Origin of the sequence: Xanthomonas axonopodis (genome assembly GCF_001304695.1) — a bacterium.
Lineage (GTDB): Bacteria > Pseudomonadota > Gammaproteobacteria > Xanthomonadales > Xanthomonadaceae > Xanthomonas > Xanthomonas axonopodis.
The window spans coordinates 1-17878 of the sequence record NZ_JFAQ01000134.1 but is presented as its reverse complement, the minus strand read 5'-3'; the positions used below and the strand labels follow the sequence as shown (position 1 = coordinate 17878).

The 17878-nt window shown below is 62.0% G+C and carries 15 protein-coding genes and 1 pseudogene; 10 read left to right on the top strand and 6 right to left on the bottom strand.

Features of this window, described 5'->3' with window-relative positions; translation table 11 throughout:
• The first annotated feature begins 1233 nt into the window (after window positions 1-1233).
• The 10 genes from aepX (at window position 1234) to XAXN_RS12700 (ending at window position 11573) form a co-directional block, all read left to right on the top strand.
• Window positions 1234-2199, top strand: coding sequence for a phosphoenolpyruvate mutase (aepX, locus tag XAXN_RS12745; protein WP_057655338.1), 966 nt, complete (start codon window positions 1234-1236; stop codon window positions 2197-2199).
• Window positions 2196-3413: a phosphonopyruvate decarboxylase gene (aepY, locus tag XAXN_RS12740; protein ID WP_054319804.1), complete on the top strand. Its 1218-nt coding sequence runs from the start codon at window positions 2196-2198 to the stop codon at window positions 3411-3413. Before aepX ends, aepY begins: the two co-directional genes overlap by 4 nt.
• 8 nt (window positions 3414-3421) lie before the next feature.
• Window positions 3422-4363 (top strand): diiron oxygenase, encoded by a 942-nt coding sequence (locus XAXN_RS12735; protein WP_241148231.1) that lies wholly within the window; start codon window positions 3422-3424, stop codon window positions 4361-4363.
• Complete coding sequence (locus XAXN_RS12730) at window positions 4360-5112, top strand: phosphocholine cytidylyltransferase family protein (RefSeq protein ID WP_054319802.1); 753 nt, start codon at window positions 4360-4362, stop codon at window positions 5110-5112. The genes XAXN_RS12735 and XAXN_RS12730 overlap by 4 nt, the downstream gene beginning before the upstream one ends.
• Complete coding sequence (asnB, locus tag XAXN_RS12725; RefSeq protein WP_054319801.1) at window positions 5097-7097, top strand: asparagine synthase (glutamine-hydrolyzing); 2001 nt, start codon at window positions 5097-5099, stop codon at window positions 7095-7097. Before XAXN_RS12730 ends, asnB begins: the two co-directional genes overlap by 16 nt.
• A 28-nt stretch (window positions 7098-7125) precedes the next feature.
• Complete coding sequence (phnY, locus tag XAXN_RS12720) at window positions 7126-8565, top strand: phosphonoacetaldehyde dehydrogenase (protein ID WP_054319807.1); 1440 nt, start codon at window positions 7126-7128, stop codon at window positions 8563-8565.
• The gene (locus tag XAXN_RS12715) at window positions 8565-9404 is read left to right on the top strand and encodes a sulfite exporter TauE/SafE family protein (RefSeq protein WP_054319800.1); all 840 of its coding nucleotides are present in this window, start codon (window positions 8565-8567) and stop codon (window positions 9402-9404) included. Before phnY ends, XAXN_RS12715 begins: the two co-directional genes overlap by 1 nt.
• A complete protein-coding gene (locus XAXN_RS23145; protein ID WP_241148230.1) occupies window positions 9404-9760 on the top strand; it encodes a hypothetical protein in 357 nt (118 codons plus the stop codon). The genes XAXN_RS12715 and XAXN_RS23145 overlap by 1 nt, the downstream gene beginning before the upstream one ends.
• Window positions 9761-10201: 441 nt before the next feature.
• Entirely contained in the window at window positions 10202-10753 is a 552-nt protein-coding gene (locus XAXN_RS12705) for a hypothetical protein (protein ID WP_241148229.1), read from the top strand.
• A 133-nt stretch (window positions 10754-10886) separates the two neighbouring features.
• Entirely contained in the window at window positions 10887-11573 is a 687-nt protein-coding gene (locus tag XAXN_RS12700) for a class I SAM-dependent DNA methyltransferase (protein ID WP_054319799.1), read from the top strand.
• A 97-nt stretch (window positions 11574-11670) separates the two neighbouring features.
• Here the strand turns inward: XAXN_RS12700 and XAXN_RS23505 are convergent.
• The 6 genes and pseudogenes from XAXN_RS23505 to XAXN_RS23680 form a co-directional block, all read right to left on the bottom strand.
• Window positions 11671-12083, bottom strand: a pseudogene (locus XAXN_RS23505) (TonB-dependent receptor); the annotation flags it as partial.
• Window positions 12084-12847: 764 nt separating this feature from the next.
• The gene (locus tag XAXN_RS12690) at window positions 12848-13471 is read right to left on the bottom strand and encodes an HAD family hydrolase (RefSeq protein ID WP_054319798.1); all 624 of its coding nucleotides are present in this window, start codon (window positions 13469-13471) and stop codon (window positions 12848-12850) included.
• 344 nt (window positions 13472-13815) lie between these two features.
• Window positions 13816-14535, bottom strand: a complete 720-nt coding sequence (locus XAXN_RS12685; RefSeq protein WP_054319797.1) for a hypothetical protein — start codon at window positions 14533-14535, stop codon at window positions 13816-13818.
• A 171-nt stretch (window positions 14536-14706) separates the two neighbouring features.
• Window positions 14707-16695, bottom strand: coding sequence for a M1 family metallopeptidase (locus XAXN_RS12680; protein ID WP_054319796.1), 1989 nt, complete (start codon window positions 16693-16695; stop codon window positions 14707-14709).
• A gap of 120 nt (window positions 16696-16815) precedes the next feature.
• Entirely contained in the window at window positions 16816-17340 is a 525-nt protein-coding gene (locus XAXN_RS23685) for a GGDEF domain-containing protein (protein ID WP_425511792.1), read from the bottom strand.
• Between the two features lie 58 nt (window positions 17341-17398).
• Window positions 17399-17710: a GNAT family N-acetyltransferase gene (locus XAXN_RS23680; RefSeq protein ID WP_425511791.1), complete on the bottom strand. Its 312-nt coding sequence runs from the start codon at window positions 17708-17710 to the stop codon at window positions 17399-17401.
• Between the last annotated feature and the right edge of the window lie 168 nt (window positions 17711-17878).

Sequence of the window (17878 nt, the reverse complement as noted above, 5' to 3'; positions counted from 1 at the left end):
CTGACGACCGCTCGCTACGTTTTGTTAGCCACTCCTAGCTTCGATTCCGTAGCGATCCACGAGCTCGGTCAGCGACAATCCCGGCTGAAACTGCACGATGTTGATCCCCATGTCCCACCTCCGCTGCCTTCAGGTAGGACCACTGTCCAACCGCCTCGTCGCACATCCTGCAACTACGACTGAGCGATGGGGCTAATCAGGTATGCCTTTGACGCATTGATTCCACCAGCTCGAACGGACTGGCGCATCACTAATGCATGCAAAAGCGCCGCTCTAGCGCTGAAGCCGTCATGCAGCGGGGCGGCTCGGCAGCAACCCGATACGCGTGTGTCAGTCACATGACACTTCAGCAAGGCTGACCGGAAAAACATGACATCGAATGACAAATAACAACGAGCGTCGAATTCAGTTGAGTTATCCACCCAAAAAAATCTAGACCCCCGTCGCAATAGAGAGATTATTTCACGATTTGTACACCCTCTATATTGACAGTTTGACGACGACAGGATTATCAATAACTCACCGAGCAAATCCATGACCAACAATCTGAATTTTCTCGTGGCAATGGAAGGCAGCATGGACCGCCCTGCGAAGACCGCAGCAGAAGTGCAATCAGCCCCTACTGATTTACAGCAACGCACATGCACTCGGAATTAATTAAGATCGGTTCAAATCTGCCATGAAAATATTCCTGAAATCCTCTCTCGCTGCATCTATGTCGATTTACGCTCGACATCGACACACGTCCTAGCGTGTCTTGCACATCGGCGATCGTACACTTTAGCGTGGACGGGCACTGCGGGCGACTGACCCTCAAACCGCCGCTCCGCTGACAAGGCAGCGCAAGCCCCGAGGACTATGGACCGACACTCCTGCATCTCAATGCATGACGCTCGCATGTCCACGAATTAACCACGTCACATGACTTTCGCGTCATTGTGAATTCCGAAAGCTGCGCATTAAACACTTAATAAAAATATTGCGGAAACGCGTCCGATCAGTTCATCTGAATAATAATTTATCTTCCCTGAATTCAGCTTATAAAAAGCATTACTTAATAATCATAACGTGTACATGACTTAGTGCATGCGCCTCTACTGTTCGGTGGCCCCTACATAATTAAATAACTCGAGCGACACCACTGTCACGCACACAACTGCGTCCAGTGACGCGGTCATGTATCCATAGACCGCCTATGAAAAAAATAACCAAAAGATATACGGAGCTAACTCCTTGAATACCTCCCCTCAAAAAATCGATGAGCGTCATCGCGACGCATACCTGGCTTCAAAGCTGCGCGGTCTGCTTAACAGACCGAACACCTCGTTCCTGATGGAAGCTCATAACGGCCTGTCTGCGCGCATCGTCGCCGAGGCCGGCTTCGAGGGAATATGGGCCTCGGGCCTGTCCATCTCAGCTTCTTTGGGTGTGCGCGACGCCAACGAGGCCTCCTGGACGCAGACCTTGGAAGTGGTCGAGTTCATGACCGACAGCACCGATCTGCCGATCCTGCTCGATGGAGATACCGGCTACGGCAACTTCAACAGCGTGCGCAGGCTCGTGCAAAAGCTCTGCCAACGCAACGTTGCCGGAGTCTGCTTGGAAGACAAGATGTTCCCCAAGACCAACTCCTTCATCGGCGATGACCAGGAGTTGGCGGACCCTTCCGAGTTCGCCGGCAAGATCAAGGCCGCCAAGGATAGCCAGAGCAACGACGCATTCTGTGTCGTTGCGCGGGTAGAAGCACTGATCGCCGGCCGTGGACTCACTGAAGCGTTGAGCAGAGCCGAGCAATACCACGCAGCTGGCGCCGACGCGATTCTGATCCACTCCAAGAAGAGCGACGGGGTGGAGATCCTCAAATTCGCCGAGCATTGGCAAGACCGCTGCCCCCTGGTGATCGTGCCGACCACGTATTACGCGGTGCCGACCCAAGCTTTCGTCGACGCAAAGATCGCCACCATCATCTGGGCCAACCACAACCTGCGCGCGTCAGTGGCCAGCATGCGCAAGATCTGCGCGACCATCCACCAGGACCGTTCGCTCAGTGGCATCGAGAAGGGACTGCCGCGAGTAAAAGAGATCTTCGACCTGGTCGATCAGGACGAACTGACACAGGCCGAAGGCATCTATCTCCCGAAGAAGCAGAAGGAAACTGCCCTGGCGAGCAACAGCTACGACGCAGGGGCTGCACGATGATCAACGGCAAAGAATTTGTCGCGACCGCATCGCGGCTGGGGTTCAATTTCTACACCAGCGTGCCTTGCTCCTATCTGGCCCCGCTGCTCAATGGAGTCCTGGGCGACCCGAATGTGCATCACGTCACCGCAGCCAGCGAGGGAGAAGCAATCGGCATCGCGGCCGGAGCCTATCTTGCCGGGCGCCTGCCAGTGGTGATGTTGCAGAACTCGGGCTTGGGCAACGCTGTAAATCCACTGACCTCGCTAAACCATGTCTTTCGGATTCCCTGCCTGTTGATCTGCAGCTGGCGCGGCTCCCCAGGTGTTCCTGACGAGCCTCAGCATGCTGTCATGGGCGAGATCACCCACAGTCTGCTCGATGTGCTGCGTATTCCGCACGCACGTTTCCCGTCCGAGCCGGATCAGATCGAGTCCACGCTCCGGGCTGCCCATACATGCATCCAGCAAACGCGTTTGCCATACGCACTGATCGTGGAGCCCAACGTGCTCGAAGACGAGAACTTGTTGGCGCAGGCAGTTATCCGATTCCCGACAGCGACGCAGTCGCACTTCGGAGGACCCGAATCACCGCTGCCAAGCAGGGAAGACGCGCTGCGCATCGTCGCCTCCATGACACCGCATCAAACCGCCATCATCGCGACAACAGGCAAGACAGGGCGGGAGCTATTCAGTATCCGCGACGATGCGCGCAATCTCTACTTGGTGGGATCGATGGGATGCGCCAGTGCGCTTGGCCTGGGAGCAGCGCTCAATACCGATCATGCCGTAGTCGTGCTCGATGGCGATGGCGCTGCGCTCATGAAGCTCGGCAACCTGTCCACCATCGGCCGCTATCAGCCGGCCAGCTTCATTCATGTGCTGCTGGACAATGGCGTACATGACAGTACCGGAGGCCAGCCGACCAATTCGGGAAACATCGATTTCCCGAGCATCGCTGCAGCCTGCGGCTATCGGGCCACGTACGCCTGCCACGGCGACGCAGCGCTGAAACAGGCGTTGGATATCGCATTGCACAGTGCCGGCCCGCACTTCATCCACTTGCGTACACGCCCCGGCTCCATGCATCCGCTTGCACGCCCCACGGTTTCGCCTTGCGAAGTCGGCAGGCGATTTGCGGCACATCTGCAGCAGCCCAGAGCGCCCACCTCCCACGCAGCCGCCTTCCCAGCTGCTGCACGCGCCAACACAGCCCAGAGGTCGGCCGCGTTATGAACTATCCAATGCCATTCAAGGAATGGGCACGCTACGCGAAGGTACGCGGCCCGCTGCGGATGCACGCACCCGACGCCAACGACTGGCAAAACGGCTTACTGTTCACACCCGAACTAGTGGCGTGTTATCGCCACCCTCTTGTGCAGGCGCAGGGTCCGAACGCCTTGCACTGGCTGTTGGCCCAGACGCTGTACAGCAACCTCGAATTCACACAGGTGCTGGAGCATCAGGTGGTCAACACGGCGGTCTATCAGATCGCGCGCAACGACAGCGGATTCGAACTTCCGCCGGACATGGTCATCGACGCCTGGAACATTCTGGTGGACGAGTCCTACCACGGCAAACTGACCGCCGATCTCGCGCGCCTGGTGCAGGCGCAGACCGGAATCCCGGCAACATCGGCGAAGCCTCCTGCGTTCTATCAACGCCTGAAACGTGAGTTCGCGCGCGCCGAATCCTCCACAGCCGAGTTGCTACCACTGTTCTTCTGCTCGATTTCCGAAACACTGATCACCAGAAACCTGGTCGAAATTCCCCGCGACCCACGGGTGATCGACGCAGTACGTCAAGTCATGAAGGACCATGCAGAAGACGAAAGTAGACACCACCGTTTCTTTGCTAGCTTCATTGCGCTGACCTGGCCGCAGTTGAGCGAGCGACTCAAACAACGCATCGGTCCGCTATTGCCCTCGTTCATTGCAATCTTCACCGATGCCGACCTGGTGGCCGTGCGGGGGCAGTTGCACGATATCGGCTTAGACGAAGCGCAAGCCGATGAGGTGATCAACGACTGCTATTCCCCGCAGCAACTGGCGCAGGTCCGGCGCGAGGCGGCACGATCGTGCATCGGCACGCTACGCAAGGTCGGTATCCTGGAGAGTGCGCAGGTTCAAGACGAATGCGAGCGCCTGGGCTTGCTTGACCGCCTCCCTGAGAAGGCCTCGTCATGAGGGCGATCATCCTTGCCGCAGGCACAGGCAGTCGGCTCAGAGCACATACCGAACTGCCCAAATGTCTGCTGAAACTGGGAGACAGACATCTTATCCAACATCAGATCGATGCGCTCTCAACGTTGGGCATCGACGACATCCACGTGATACTCGGCTACCGCAGCGACGACGTTGCCATGGTGCTGCCGCCGCACGTCCAGCACCACCTGTATTCCGGCTTTGCGGACACCAACAATCTTTGGACCCTGGCTGCGTTCGCAACGTTGCTTTCCGACACCTGCGTAATCTTGTTCGCCGATGTCTGGGTGGACAGCGATGCGCTGCGCGATCTGGTCCGCACCGAGGCGGAGATCGCGGTGCTGGCCGATGGGCGTGCCTGCCTCGGAGGCACGATGCGGGTGCTTGCACAGGGCGAACGGCTTGTCGACCTGGGGAGCCACATCACCGTGGCGCAGGGTGACGGCAATTTCATCGGTATCGCCCGCTTCAGCGCGCGCGCCGCGTCCGCGCTGGGCGAACGCATCGTTGACCGCGTCCGTCGGGGCGAGCTCAAGCAAGCGTATTACACCAGCGTCATCCCCGAACTGTCGGTGGAATTTCCTGCACTGGTCTTCTGGATGGGCGGGCGTCCCTGGATCGAGATCGACTGCGAGGAGGACCTGCGCAAGGCCAATCGGCTTCCCATCGCATCCTCCACGTCTGCGCCTGCAGTACTTGCTGAAAGGAACGTCCAATGTGCGGATTCGTAGGTATTTTTCACCGGGACGGTGCGCGTTTCGAGCAGCACGACATGCTGCATGCGATGAACCAGACCATCGTGCATCGTGGTCCGGACGACGCGGGCATCCATCTCTCCGGCCCGGTCGGTCTTGGCTTCCGGCGACTGAGCGTCATCGATGTACCCGGCGGCCATCAGCCCATGATCGACGCGCACACCGGCGTGGCGCTGGTGTTCAACGGCGAGATCTACAACTACAAGCAACTGCGCGAACAACTTGAAGCGTTGGGCGCACAGTTCCGGACACGTTCGGATACCGAGGTATTGCTGCGCAGCTTCATCCATTGGGGTGCCCTGTGCGTGGAGCGGCTGTCGGGCATGTTCGCATTCGCGGCCTGGGATCCACGCACGGGCACACTGACACTCGCGCGCGACCGCTTGGGCGTCAAGCCGCTGTACTGGACGCAGATCGGTGACGATTTCCTGTTCGCTTCGGAAGTCAAGGCGTTCTTCGAGCATGACAGGTTCGAACGGAAGGCCGATCTGGACGGCATCTCTAGCTATCTGAGCTTCCGCCAGCCGGTGTGGGACAACACCTATTTCGAAGGCGTCCACAAGCTGCTGCCCGGCGAGATGTTGGTGGTGACGCCGGCACAGGTACAACGGCGGCGCTACTGGGCGCTCCCTACGCCCATGCCGGAACAAAGCAGAAGTGAATCGGACTGGCTGGAGGAGCTGTCCGAGAAGCTCGACGCGGCGGTGCGGCGCTGCCTGGTGTCGGATGTTCCGCTCGGCGCCTACCTGAGTGGCGGATTGGATTCCAACATCATGGTGGCGCTCATGACCCGCCATATGAACTCGCCCCCGCAAACCTTCTCGGTCGGCTATGGCACGCACGGCTACGATGAGGGCGCCTATGCGGCCGAGGCCGCCGCCGCGGTCGGCGCCGAACACACCCACCTGGTGATCGATCGAAAGGAATACATCGACGGCATGGCGCCACTGATCGTGCAATGCGATGCCCCCTTGATGATTCCGCAGATGGTGGCCGGGCTGAAGCTATCGAAGGAGATCCGTCGCCACGTCAAGGTGGCCCTGAGCGGCGATGGCGCCGACGAACTGTTTGGCGGCTACGGGCGAGTCATGCGCTCGCCATTCGACTGGAAAAAGATTGCAGCGGCGCGGCGCGTCTTGGGTCCGGCGGCGCAATGGTTGAGCAAACTGGGCGACGATCCTTACGGCCCCGTCAGCAACCTCGGCTGCGCACGCCAGATCGAGCATTTCTTCAACGTGTATCACTGGATGCCGCTGGATGAGAAGATGGCGCTGTTCTCGCCCGATGTGCGCAGCCGTCTGAACGGCGATCGCAAGACGCTGGCCCCCTTCGAAGAAGCCTTCGAGCAGACACGCGATTGCGATCCGCACGATCGGGTGTTGCACGTCTTTCAGAAAATCCATCTGGGATGCGTGTTGGACAAAGTGGACACCATCGGCATGCTCGCGTCGCTAGAAGGACGCGTGCCTTTTGTCGACCATGAGCTGGTGGAGACCTTCATCCATATGCCTCATCGTCTGAAGATGAAGTGGCGCTCGCCGCTCGCGCTGATCCGCGCCCTTGGCACATCGGCCTTCAACGCATCCGAAGTGCTGGACCAGAACAAGTATCTGTTGCGTACCTGTGCCCAACGCTTGTTGCCAGCGCGTCTTGCACAACGCAAGAAGATGGGATTCCCCACGCCGCTGGACGATTGGCTCAAGGCCGGCATGCTCGACGACGCAAAGGCGATTCTGCTTGATCGACGCTCGCGCGAGCGCGGGCTATTCGATGCGCGGCGGCTGGAGCATTTCCTCTCGCACCCGCAATCGCTGGACTACGACTTCTACGGCAAGAAGGTGTGGATGCTGATGAACGTGGAATTGTGGTTCCGGGGCGTGGTCGACGCCGCGTCGCCGGCGCATGCCGTTCCGATCACTGCGAAGACGGATGCTCACAGTACCCATGCCCAGATGCATTGAACGAGACGAAGGAGACGCCGTGGGCAGCATGCAATTGCGACATGAGCAGTGGCGTATCGCTGGTGCACGGGTGGATGGCGCCGGCGACCGGCTGGAGGTGCGCTTCCCGTACAATGGAGCGCTGGTCGGAACGGTGCCGCTGGCGCAACCTGAAGAAGTGCAGTCGGCACTCACCCAGGCGTACGCCTACCGTCCGACGCTCACCCGCCATCAACGGCATACGATTCTGTCGACCGCGCGCGATCTATTGATCGCTCGCACCGCCACGTTCGTGCAGTCGATCGTTTCCGAGAGCGGGCTGTGCGTGCGCGATGCCAGCTATGAAGTCGGCCGTGCCGCAGAGGTGCTGCGCGCCGCAGCGCATCAGGTACTGATCGACGATGGCGACATCTACGCATGCGACATCACCGAACGCGGACAGCAACGCCGCGTCTACACACAGCGCGATCCATTGCTCGGCGTCATCGTGGCGATCACGCCCTTCAACCACCCACTCAACCAAGTGGTACACAAAGTTGCGCCATCCATCGCGACCAACAACAGGATGATACTCAAGCCCAGCGAGAAAACGCCACTGACCGCCCTGCTGTTTGCGGATCTGCTGACCGATGCCGGGCTTCCTGCACCGATGTTGACGGTGATGACCGCGAAACCGGACGTCATCGCCGAGGTACTGCTGACCAGCGAACAGGTGGATCTGGTGACTTTCACCGGCAGTGTCGCTGCAGGCAAGCAGATCGCGGCGCGCTGCATCTATAAACGACAGGTGCTGGAGCTCGGGGGCAACGACCCGATGATCGTGATGGAAGATGCCGATCTCGATGAAGCGGTATCGCTGGCGGTGGCCGGTGCCTATCGCAACAGCGGGCAGCGCTGTACCGCGATCAAGCGATTGCTGGTACATCGGGAGATCGCCGATGCGTTCGTGGAGCGCCTGGTGCAAGCCACGCAGCGATTGAAGGTAGGTGATCCGTTCGATCCGCAGGTGGATCTGGGAACCTTGATCGATGAAGCTGCGGCCGCGCAGATCGAACGCCGCGTCGATGCCGCCGCCGGTGCCCAGGTGCTGTGCGGACATCGGCGCAATGGCGCACAGTATCTCCCCACGGTCATCGACCATGTCATGCCGAGCATGGAGCTGGTGCAGCAGGAGACGTTCGGGCCGGTGGCACCGATCGTTCGCATCGACTCGATCGACGATGCAATCCGGATTGCCAACGCCAGCGACTTTGGATTGTCGGCGGCGCTGTGCAGCAACCGCTGGGACTACATCCAGCGTTGTGTGGCCGAGTTGCAGACCGGATCGGTGAATATCCGCGAAGTCCCGGGCTTTCGACTCGAGTCCACGCCGTTCGGTGGCATCAAGAACTCTGGGCTGGGCTATAAGGAAGGCGTTCTGGAAGCCATGTCGGCCTACACCAACATCAAAACCTACTCGCTTCCCTGGGGCGAAAGGACGGTGGCGTGATGGACGCCATGGGCTGTATCTACCCGCTGTTGATTCTGACCGGCATGCTATCTGGATTCCTCTCCGGCCTGCTCGGCGTGGGAGGCGGCTTTCTAATGGTGCCGGTCTTCATCGTGCTGCTGCCGCTGCGCTTCCGGATCGACATCGCCATCCTGCCGCAGGTGGCAGTCGCCACTGCATTGGCCGCCACCATTCCAGCCACGGCCAGCGCCGTGATTGCGCAATATCGACGCGGCGCGCTCCCGATCGGCTGGGTGCAACGACTGGCGCCGGCCGCCGGTGCCGGTGCCGCCATCGGCGCGGTCATCGCAGGCCTCATCCATGGCGTGTGGGTTGCGGCGATTTTCAGTGCGTATGCCGCCTATTTCGGCCTGCGCATGTTCCATGGCGCGGGAATACAAGCGCCGCCGCTTGCCGACCCGCCGATACACACACTTGCCACACGCGTGCCGACGCGCCTGATCGGTGGATTGATCGGGTTGTTCAGCGCCACGGCCGGTGTCGGCGGCGCCAGCCTCACCGTGCCGTACGTGCTCGTCCAGCACGACCGCCTGGAAATGCGCAACGCGGTAGCAGTGGGAAGTGCGGTCGGGCTGGCCATCTCCCTGATCGGCGCTCTCACCTTCATTTTCGGCCCGGTGCCTGCGTTGGGCAACAGCCGCGGGTTGGTCGGTTTGGTGTGTTGGACCGCCGCCATCGCGGTGGCAGTTCCTGCCACGCTGATGGCGCCTGCAGGCGTCTCCGCTGCCCACCGCTGGCCCACACGCAAGCTCAAGCGAGCCTTCGGCCTGATTATGTTGTCTGCCTCACTGGTGACGTTGTGGAAGGTGTTCTGGTGATGCCTGCGGTAGGTCCCCGGCGTCTGCAACTGCCGCCATTCCAGACTGCCGAGCGCATGATCGAGCGACAGCAGACAGTGCTCACTGCCTCGGCGGTGGTGCATATCGCCAGTACGCGTGCGGGGCAGCGCTGGACCGCATGGGTCACCGGCATCGTGGGACGCGATACCCCATCTGCAGCTAAACTGCAGGCGCTATCGCAATCGCTTGCCGGCGAGCTGTGCTACGACGCGTTGTCCGGACGGCATCGTCTATTGTCGCGTGTTGAGCGCAGAACAGCTCCAGCAGCGCGACGACAAGGCAATGCAGCAGTTCCTGCAGGCGCACGCGCACGCCCGCAGCGTACTGATGGCTGATGATCCGCACACTGGCGACGCCCGCGCGCGTCTGACAGCGCTGGCAGAAACGTTGGGCCACGTCGCACCTGCTTCGCTCGGCGTGCGCAACGGTGATGCCGATACATTGGCGGCCGGGCTACTGAACACGTTAAATGGGGCGATTTTCGATGCTCGTCTGGCACGCCCGCCCACACCACAGACTCCGCCGCGCTCATCGCCCTGCTTGCCTGGGTTGAGTCCATGCACGGCGCTGCGCCGTACACTGCGAGCATCCGTAATGCGATCCGCATGCAGCTCGCAATCGTGGCATCGCGGGACTGGCTTCCACAGGCCTGGCAACTGGCGCATCACGATGCAGCCGTCCCCTATCTGTTCATGGACGGCGAATGCCATGCATCGTCATGGGGCAGATACCACTTCGAAAACGAGCTGGGCTACCTGGTCGGCTGCCTGCGTGCCATGCATGCGCTGATGGATAATCCCGATCGAGTCCTGGATGCGGATCTGCTTTGCCAGCTGCACGACCTTGCGGTGGCCGATGTCTTCAAACGCAGTTCGCCTCCGCTACGTGCGCGTTTTCAGTTGGGCTACCGCATGCAGCCGGTCGAATTCGCGCTGCACCTGGGGCGCAACTGCTCGGCACAGGGGCTGGCCGAGTTTCACCGATCCACGGCCGCCACCAACGGCTGGCTTGAGGTCGAACCGCCAACGCGCGAGCACGCCGGACGGCTGATCGCACACGCACTTAGTCCCAAGCAGTGCTTCGACAAAGCACAGGACATCCTGTCGCACTATGCCGCTCGAGTGCCCTCGCCCGCGAATCGCCGCATGGGTGCCGAACCGGACGATGCAACGCTGCACGCCATCGCGCAGTGCTGTCAGCAGCTCAACCAGCACCACCTGTTCGCCGAGGCCAACATCCGGACTATCGGCTTTCTGTGCTTGAACAAACTACTACTCGATACAGGGTGCCCCCGCCACGATCCTGGAGTATCCCAAGGTGTTGGATAAGTGCGCGACCGCCGACATCATCGCTGCGATCCGCAAGGGCCAGCATCGCTTCCAGGCCTTGCAAGCGGCCTGACGATCTCGGCTCACGCATAGCTTGGCTGTCATCGCATACCCCCACGACCCGGAGCACATCATGACGCAATGGCAATCGGTACTGATCGAACAGCAACGCTACTACGACGATCGCGCAGCAGAATACGACGACTGGTGGTTCCGTCGCGGGTCCTTCGACGAGGGCGAGGCGGCCAATGCCAGGTGGCGCGAGGAAGCTGCACATGTCCAGGACGCACTGGATGCCGCCGCGCTGCAGGGCGATATCCTGGAGCTGGCGGCCGGCACCGGCATCTGGAGCATCCAATTGCTCCCGACCGCACAGACACTGACGCTGGTTGATGGATCGGCACAGATGCTGATGATCAATCCGGCAACCCGTGATCGGCGGGTGCGTACGGTGCAGGCAGATCTGTTTCAATGGCAAGCCACGCGGACCTACGACGCAGTGGTGTTCGCGTTCTGGATCTCGCATGTACCTCGCGAGTTGTTACCGCAGTTCCTGCGCCAGGTGGCAGACGCGCTGGATGCGGGCGGGAAATTCTTCTTCGTCGACAATCTTCCCAAGCCCGAAGCGCTTTCGCCGCATGTCGTGGGCCTGGAAGGCCAGTTGATGCAGCGCCGCCTGCGTAATGGCAACGTCAGTACCATCGTCAAGAATTACTACACGACCAGCGAACTGCAAACCGCGTGCAGCGCAGCAGGACTGGAGGTGACGGTAGGCCAGACACCGACGTTCTTTCAGTACGGTGTCGGCGTTCGTCGCTGAAGTCCTGGGCGATCGGCCTGCTGGATGGGCGTGCCGCGTGCCTCTCTGCGGCGGGCGGCCCATGTCGGGTGCATCCACTGCGCATGCGCTACAGATTTCAGCGCAATCCGATCAAATACTGCAGCGGCACACCCGTTGCGAGAAACCGCGCGGGACCAGCTTCCACTGGCGCATCCTGCGGGCGGGCGAGTTCGCCATCAGGAAATACGTCTTCGGCCACAGCTGCGTAAGTTGCATAGCGGCGGTTGAAGACGTTGTCGACGCGTGCGAACAGCGACAGCCGCTCGCTGAGCTTCCAGCGCGCATGCAAATCCACCAGGCCATAACCAGCCGTTCCGATACCGATATCCGCCCGGGCGCCGGTTCGCCGGCTTCGGCATTGTCGACCTGGCCGTCTTCGTTGTCGCTAGCGATGCGCCCGGACACCGCTCGTGCGCCAGCCCACGACATCTTCAGGTTCTTGACGTTGTCGCGATTGATCTCGGTCAGCAGGCTATGCCGGGGGAGTGCGAAGTCCCGCCCCACGCCGCCCCAGTTGTCCGCGTTGCTGGCATTGGCGGTGAACTCGCTATCGGTGTCGACCACAGCCGCAGCGGCCGGCGCAGCGGCAGGTGCCGTAGCCGTTGTCGGCGATGCAGGTTGGCTGGCGTGTCTTTCTTGCAGCCAGACAGAACGGCGCTCAGCGCAAGCATGAGCAGCACAGCGCTGCGGACGCTGCGACAGGAAGATTGGTGCATGTGCGTCTACCCCTCTCGTTTGAACAACCAGTCGGTTGAAACATCCCGCAGCGCAAGCGCCGTCACTGACGTGGCGATGCGGCCGTAGGAAACGTCGCAAGAGACCTGAGCAAACAGCATGCCAGCACGCTGGTGCGCCGCACCACGTCGAGTTAGCGAGGGTTGGGAGTGATGACGACGCGCCGAGCACATCGCGCTGTCACGGTTTTGGCACAGTTTGCGCCGCACGTGCTGTGACACAGGTGGTGCAGAGGGTCGAGCATGACCTCTCAGCAACGTCGAGCGTGCCCTGAGCTCGGGTCATTGCGTCGCCGATGCAGCGCAAAGCGCGATGGCAAGCAACACCGCGCGATGTCGCCAGTAAGATCTGTCATTGCTCCCGACGGGCGAAGGTGCCCGAAGTGCGAATACGGATACGGATACAGCAAGTACAGAGGTGCACCGTTCAAGCCGCTTGACGGCGTCAGCAGTCAGTCAACCGCTCCCATGCCCGCTCGGGCGTCCGTTACCCGCGTTGCGCAGGCACAACGCGCCACCCTAGCCTTCCCATTGCGCGAGCAACTGCATGCAATCGTGCAGGCGCCAGTCGGCAAAACCGGGCCAGGGGTCGCCGGGTGTATTGACCAGCACAGTGCACGCACCAACGGCGCGGCCGCAGGCCAGATCATTGTGGTGATCGCCGACCATGACCAGCGCGCTGCCCTGCACCGACCAGCGCCGCGCGAAATAGTGCAGCCCATCGGGTGCAGGTTTTGGGGCAGCCTCGTCGCGGCCGACGATGTCGTCCCAGGCGAACGCATCGCCCAGACCGATCGCCTGCAACGTGATCGTTGCCAGCTCGCGTGCGTTGCGGGTGAGCATGCCAAGCCGGCAACCGGCAGCCTGCAGCGCACGCACCAGCGCCACTGCGCCCGGCGCGGCGCGCGCGCCTTGGGCGAGCGCGCGCTCGTGTTCGAGCAACCAGGCATGCTTGGCCGCTGCTTCGTCGGCCGGCAGCGCTGCCAGGTGGTGCAGGATGTCCGCTTCTGGCGGGATGTCCAGCGCGCGGCGGATCAAGGCGAAATCGTGCGCAGCCTCGGTCAGCGTGCCGTCCATGTCGAAGACCCAATGGCGGTAGTCCGACAACGCGGGAGAGAGGGCAGTGCTTGTCATCCTGACCATCCGTGCAAAGACATCAAAGTAATCGATTCGATGCGGCAGGCATCGGTGCGGCCAACCTGCAGTGCGCAATCGGCCACCTCGCCCAACGCGGTCAACAAGGCGTCTGCGCTCACCGCCAAGCCGGTGTGTGTGGTGCCCGGTCGACATCGACTTGCGCGGACCCTCCAACACGCCCGCGCCCCTGCCACCGAACGAATGCGCGCCAGGTTTGCTGGCCGCCCCGAGCGCGGAGTGCCGATGCGCTGCAGCGCCATCACACCGGGTACTGCACAGTCGCAAGTCCGGTAATGCTGCACCAGCCCGCTCACACGTTCGGTGTACGCCAGCACTTAACGCGACCTCGCCTATTTCCACCCCGGCATCTGCGTGGTGTCCAGGCCGCCGACCTCGAACTCTGCGGTGCGCATCCCGCCGGCCTTGACCGGGAAGGTGATGCTGATGCGCTTGGCGTTGCGGACGAGCTTCCAAAGCGCCTTGTCATCGTCGATGAACATGGCAATGGCTTCGTCGGTGTCCGGGCGGTGCGCCGCCATGGCACGCGGTGCGCCACCATCGGCCGCCACCTGCACCTTGCAGCCACCGTAGCAATTGAAATCGCCGGCCTTGAGCACGAGGTAGCTGTGGCGCTTCCACTGCGGATGATCGCGAAACACCAGGCTGACCGGCTTGGGCCCGCTGCCATCCACATCCAGACGTTGTTTGGCATCGATCATCGCCGAGCGCTGCGTGCCGCCCTTGGCCGGCACCTGCGAGTATTGCCACAACGCCTGCATGCGGCGCAGCTCGCGCGCCTGCTCGCCCTTGGCCTTGATATCGGCATAGCCGGGTTCGATACGCGTGGCAGCCGCAGTGCCCGCGTAGCCTTCGATCAAGGCCGCACCGTGCGCACGTGCCATGTCCCAGTTCTGTGCCTTGACGGCTTCGTCGTATTGCTTGGCGAGCGCATCGGCCTGGGCTTCCTTGGCCTGCGCCTGCGCGGTGGCCTGCGCCTGACGTTGCGCCTCGCGGTCGGTGCAGGCACTCAAGGCGGCGACGCACAAGGCCGCGCTCAGCAGATACTTCATCGTCGACTCCGAAAGGCATGGGAAACCACAGTAACGATAGCAGCCTGGAGTTGCAGGCTGCATGCACGACGCCGGCGTTCGCGCCAGGTCCTCAGACAACGAACCGGGAGCACAAAGCTCCCGGTTTGTTGCACGTGCCGCCGAACTGACGACTCTGCGTTGCGCGACGAACTACTGCTGCGTCGGCGCCGGTTTTTCTGCAGGTGCGGGTGCAGGAGCTGCAGCAGGCATTGCCGCCTTCGCCTTGGCGATCATCTCGGCCACCGATGCAGTGGTGATCGGGTGGTAGCTGGGCTTGGCCTTTTCGAAAGCCTGTTCGGCGAACGCGATGCTGTCGGGCGTCTTCAACAGTTCTGCGTAGATCGGCAGCACCAGCTTGCGACGGCCGACGCGTTCGATGAACTCGCCCGCGGCGGCGCGCGCGTCGGTGTATCCGCTGCGAATCGCCAGCGGATACCAGCGCATCGCGATCTCGCCATTCGGCGTGCCGGTGAAGTGGTACGCATCGTCCAGCTGCTTGAGCTGCTCGGGCTTGAGCGTAGCGCCCATGCCGCTGAGGAAGTGCACCCATTCCTGCGTGCCCCACTCGCCGGTGACCTGCTTGTTCGGCAAGGTGCCGCTGCCGCTCCAAGCGATGCGTGCGGTATCCACGATCGAGAAGCTGCGCGAGCGCGCCTTGGCCGCAAATGCCGGAATGCCCGGCTGCTTCAGCCACGCATCCACTTCAGCTGCGCTCACCGTGTTGGGATGCTTGTCCAACAGATTTTTCTTGAGGTAATCGACGAACTGGTCGGTGGTGGCGCTCTGGAAGGCGTGATCGTCGAACCAGCCACGCAGGAACGGGTCGAACACCTCACGGCCAAAGCGCTGCTCAAGGAACTGCAGGAACCACGCGCCCTTGACGTAGGCGACCTGGCTCAACGCCTCGTCGGGGTCGCGTTGCGCCAGCGGTGGCAACTCCAGCACTTGGTCGGCCGGCAGCATGTCTTTGACTTCGGCCAGCAGATCGCCTTGGTCGATTTCGCGCTCCATCTCGGCCATCTCGGTGCCGTACAGCGCCTCGGTGATGCGGCCCTGCACGTAGGTGGTGAAACCTTCGTTGAGCCAGATGTCCTTCCAGCTGGCATTGGTCACCAGGTTGCCCGACCAGCTATGCGCCAGTTCGTGCGCCACCAACGACACCAACGACTTGTCGCCGACGATCACGGTGGGCGTGGCGAAGGTCAGGCGCGGATTCTCCATGCCACCGAACGGGAACGATGGCGGCAGCACCAGCATGTCGTAACGGCCCCAGCGATACGGGCCATAGAGTTTTTCGGCCGCACCGATCATCTTTTCGGTGTCTTCGAATTCCTTGGCGGCCTTGTCGGCCATGGCCGGCTCGGCCCACACGCCCGAGCGCGCGGAAATGGGCTTGAACACCACATCGCCGGCTGCAATTGCCAGCAGGTAGGACGGAATCGGCTCAGGCATCTTGAAGCTGTAATCTCCGTCTCGTATCGCCTTGGGGTCGTTGTCGGCGCTCATCAGCACCATCACGTCCGGGCGCGAGGCGACATGCGCGCTATAGGTGAAGCGCACGCTCGGGGTGTCCTGCAGCGGCACCCAGCTGCGCGCATGAATCGCCTGCGACTGGCTGAACATGAAAGGCAGCTGCTTGCCTTCGGTCATCGAGGGCTCCAGCCACTGCAGGCCCGAAGCCGTCGGCGCGGTGTGATAGGTGATCACCACCTTGCCCGGCTGATTCGGCGCTTCGATGGTGAGTTTGCTACCGAAGGTCTTGTCGGCCGGCGCCAGGGCGAACTGCAGCGGTGACAGGCCGCCCTTGCCATCGTCGGCCTGCACCTGCGCAATGCTCAGCTCGCGCGTATCCAGCACCAGTTGCTTGGCCGCCTTGTCCTTCCACTGCAGCGTGTAGGTGGCAGTGCCGCCGATCTGCTTGGCATCGAAATCCAGCTTCAGGTCCAGCGCCAGGTCCTTGATGACCACCAGCTGCGGCTGGGCGTAGGAACTTTCGTCGTGGTTGCGGGCGTCTGCGTTCACGGGAGCCTTGGCAGTGGCGGCCGGCGCAGTGGGAGATGCCGACGGCGTGGAGTCATTGGAACAGCCGGCCAGCGCGATGGACACGGCCAGGGACAGCGACAGGAACGGGAAGCGCATCGACGGCACCGCAGCAAGGAGAATTGGGCATTTTAGCGCCCTGCGCCGCGGCCTGCCCGTGCCATCGGTGGCCATCCGCGCGATGGCCTGCCCCGCGCTGCCGCAACCGGCTTGCCCAGGTCAGGCCACCGGATGGCCGCGCGGGGCATCGTGCCCGTCGCGCACCAGACGCCGGCCACCGGAGAACTTGGCGCGGTACATCGCCGCATCGGCGCGGCGATACAGTTCGGTGGCATCCAGCCCTTGCTCGCACACCGCACTGCCGGCGCTCACATGCAGCGGCGCATCGTCGGCACCCTCGCGTTCGAGCATCGAGAGCCATTGGTTGAGCTTGAGCGTGGCGTCGTCTTCGCTGGCATGAATGCCGATCAGGAATTCGTCGCCGCCCCAACGCCCGACCCAGTCCTGCGCGCCCAACCAGCAGTAGGCAGAGTCCACCAGGCGCACCAGCACGCGGTCGCCAGCCAGATGGCCGAAGCGGTCGTTGATCTGCTTGAGGTTGTCCATGTCCAGCACGAACAGCACGAACGGCCAGCCTTCGCGCTGCGAGGCGATCACCGAATCGCGCATGGCCTGTTCGCAGCCGCGCCGGTTCAGTGCTTCGGTCAACGGGTCGAACAAAGCGTGTTTCTTGAGATCGCGCATGCCAGCATCGATGCCACGCAGGCTGCGGTTGATGCCGCGTAACAGACGACCCAGTTCATCATCGCCCTGTTCCGGAAGCGTGGGCAGGCGTTGATCGGCGTAATAAGAATCCAGCGCATCGGCGGCGATACGCAGCTGCGCCAGCAGGCGATACAGCGCAACCAAGGTCAGCGTCGTGCCGGCCAGCGTGACCAGCAATGCCACGATCACCACCGACCACAGCGGGCGCCTGTCCAGTTCGCTCTGCGATGCCAACCAGGCGATCAACAGCAGCAACGGCAGGTGGATGCCCAGAAAGGTCACCGCCAGCAGTTTGGCGCTGAAGGAGCGCGGAAACACGCGCGAGAGCCCGGCGTACAAGCGCATCCAACTGTCCGGAAAAGAGCGCTTAGGGCAACGCTGATCAAGCCCCGTTCCCGCGTTTCGCGGGAGGTTGGATGCACATAGACGATGGGGCGCGTAGATCGCTTTGCCCATTCAGGGCAATCCCGGTGATCGAGGCCTCTGTTGGGAGGCCTCTGTGCTTCATGTGGGCAAC

Bases quoted from the DNA above. Each gene is read 5' to 3' on its own strand.
- XAXN_RS12705 (WP_241148229.1), top strand. From the start codon at position 10,202: ATGCATGCGCTGATGGATAATCCCGATCGAGTCCTGGATGCGGATCTG.
- XAXN_RS12690 (WP_054319798.1), bottom strand. From the start codon at position 13,471: ATGGTCAGGATGACAAGCACTGCCCTCTCTCCCGCGTTGTCGGACTAC.
- XAXN_RS12735 (WP_241148231.1), top strand. From the start codon at position 3,422: ATGCCATTCAAGGAATGGGCACGCTACGCGAAGGTACGCGGCCCGCTG.
- phnY (WP_054319807.1), top strand. From the start codon at position 7,126: ATGCAATTGCGACATGAGCAGTGGCGTATCGCTGGTGCACGGGTGGAT.
- XAXN_RS12700 (WP_054319799.1), top strand. From the start codon at position 10,887: ATGACGCAATGGCAATCGGTACTGATCGAACAGCAACGCTACTACGAC.
- aepY (WP_054319804.1), top strand. From the start codon at position 2,196: ATGATCAACGGCAAAGAATTTGTCGCGACCGCATCGCGGCTGGGGTTC.
- XAXN_RS12715 (WP_054319800.1), top strand. From the start codon at position 8,565: ATGGACGCCATGGGCTGTATCTACCCGCTGTTGATTCTGACCGGCATG.
- asnB (WP_054319801.1), top strand. From the start codon at position 5,097: ATGTGCGGATTCGTAGGTATTTTTCACCGGGACGGTGCGCGTTTCGAG.
- XAXN_RS12685 (WP_054319797.1), bottom strand. From the start codon at position 14,535: ATGAAGTATCTGCTGAGCGCGGCCTTGTGCGTCGCCGCCTTGAGTGCC.
- XAXN_RS23145 (WP_241148230.1), top strand. From the start codon at position 9,404: ATGCCTGCGGTAGGTCCCCGGCGTCTGCAACTGCCGCCATTCCAGACT.
- XAXN_RS23685 (WP_425511792.1), bottom strand. From the start codon at position 17,340: ATGCGCGATCTCAAGAAACACGCTTTGTTCGACCCGTTGACCGAAGCA.
- XAXN_RS12730 (WP_054319802.1), top strand. From the start codon at position 4,360: ATGAGGGCGATCATCCTTGCCGCAGGCACAGGCAGTCGGCTCAGAGCA.
- XAXN_RS12680 (WP_054319796.1), bottom strand. From the start codon at position 16,695: ATGCGCTTCCCGTTCCTGTCGCTGTCCCTGGCCGTGTCCATCGCGCTG.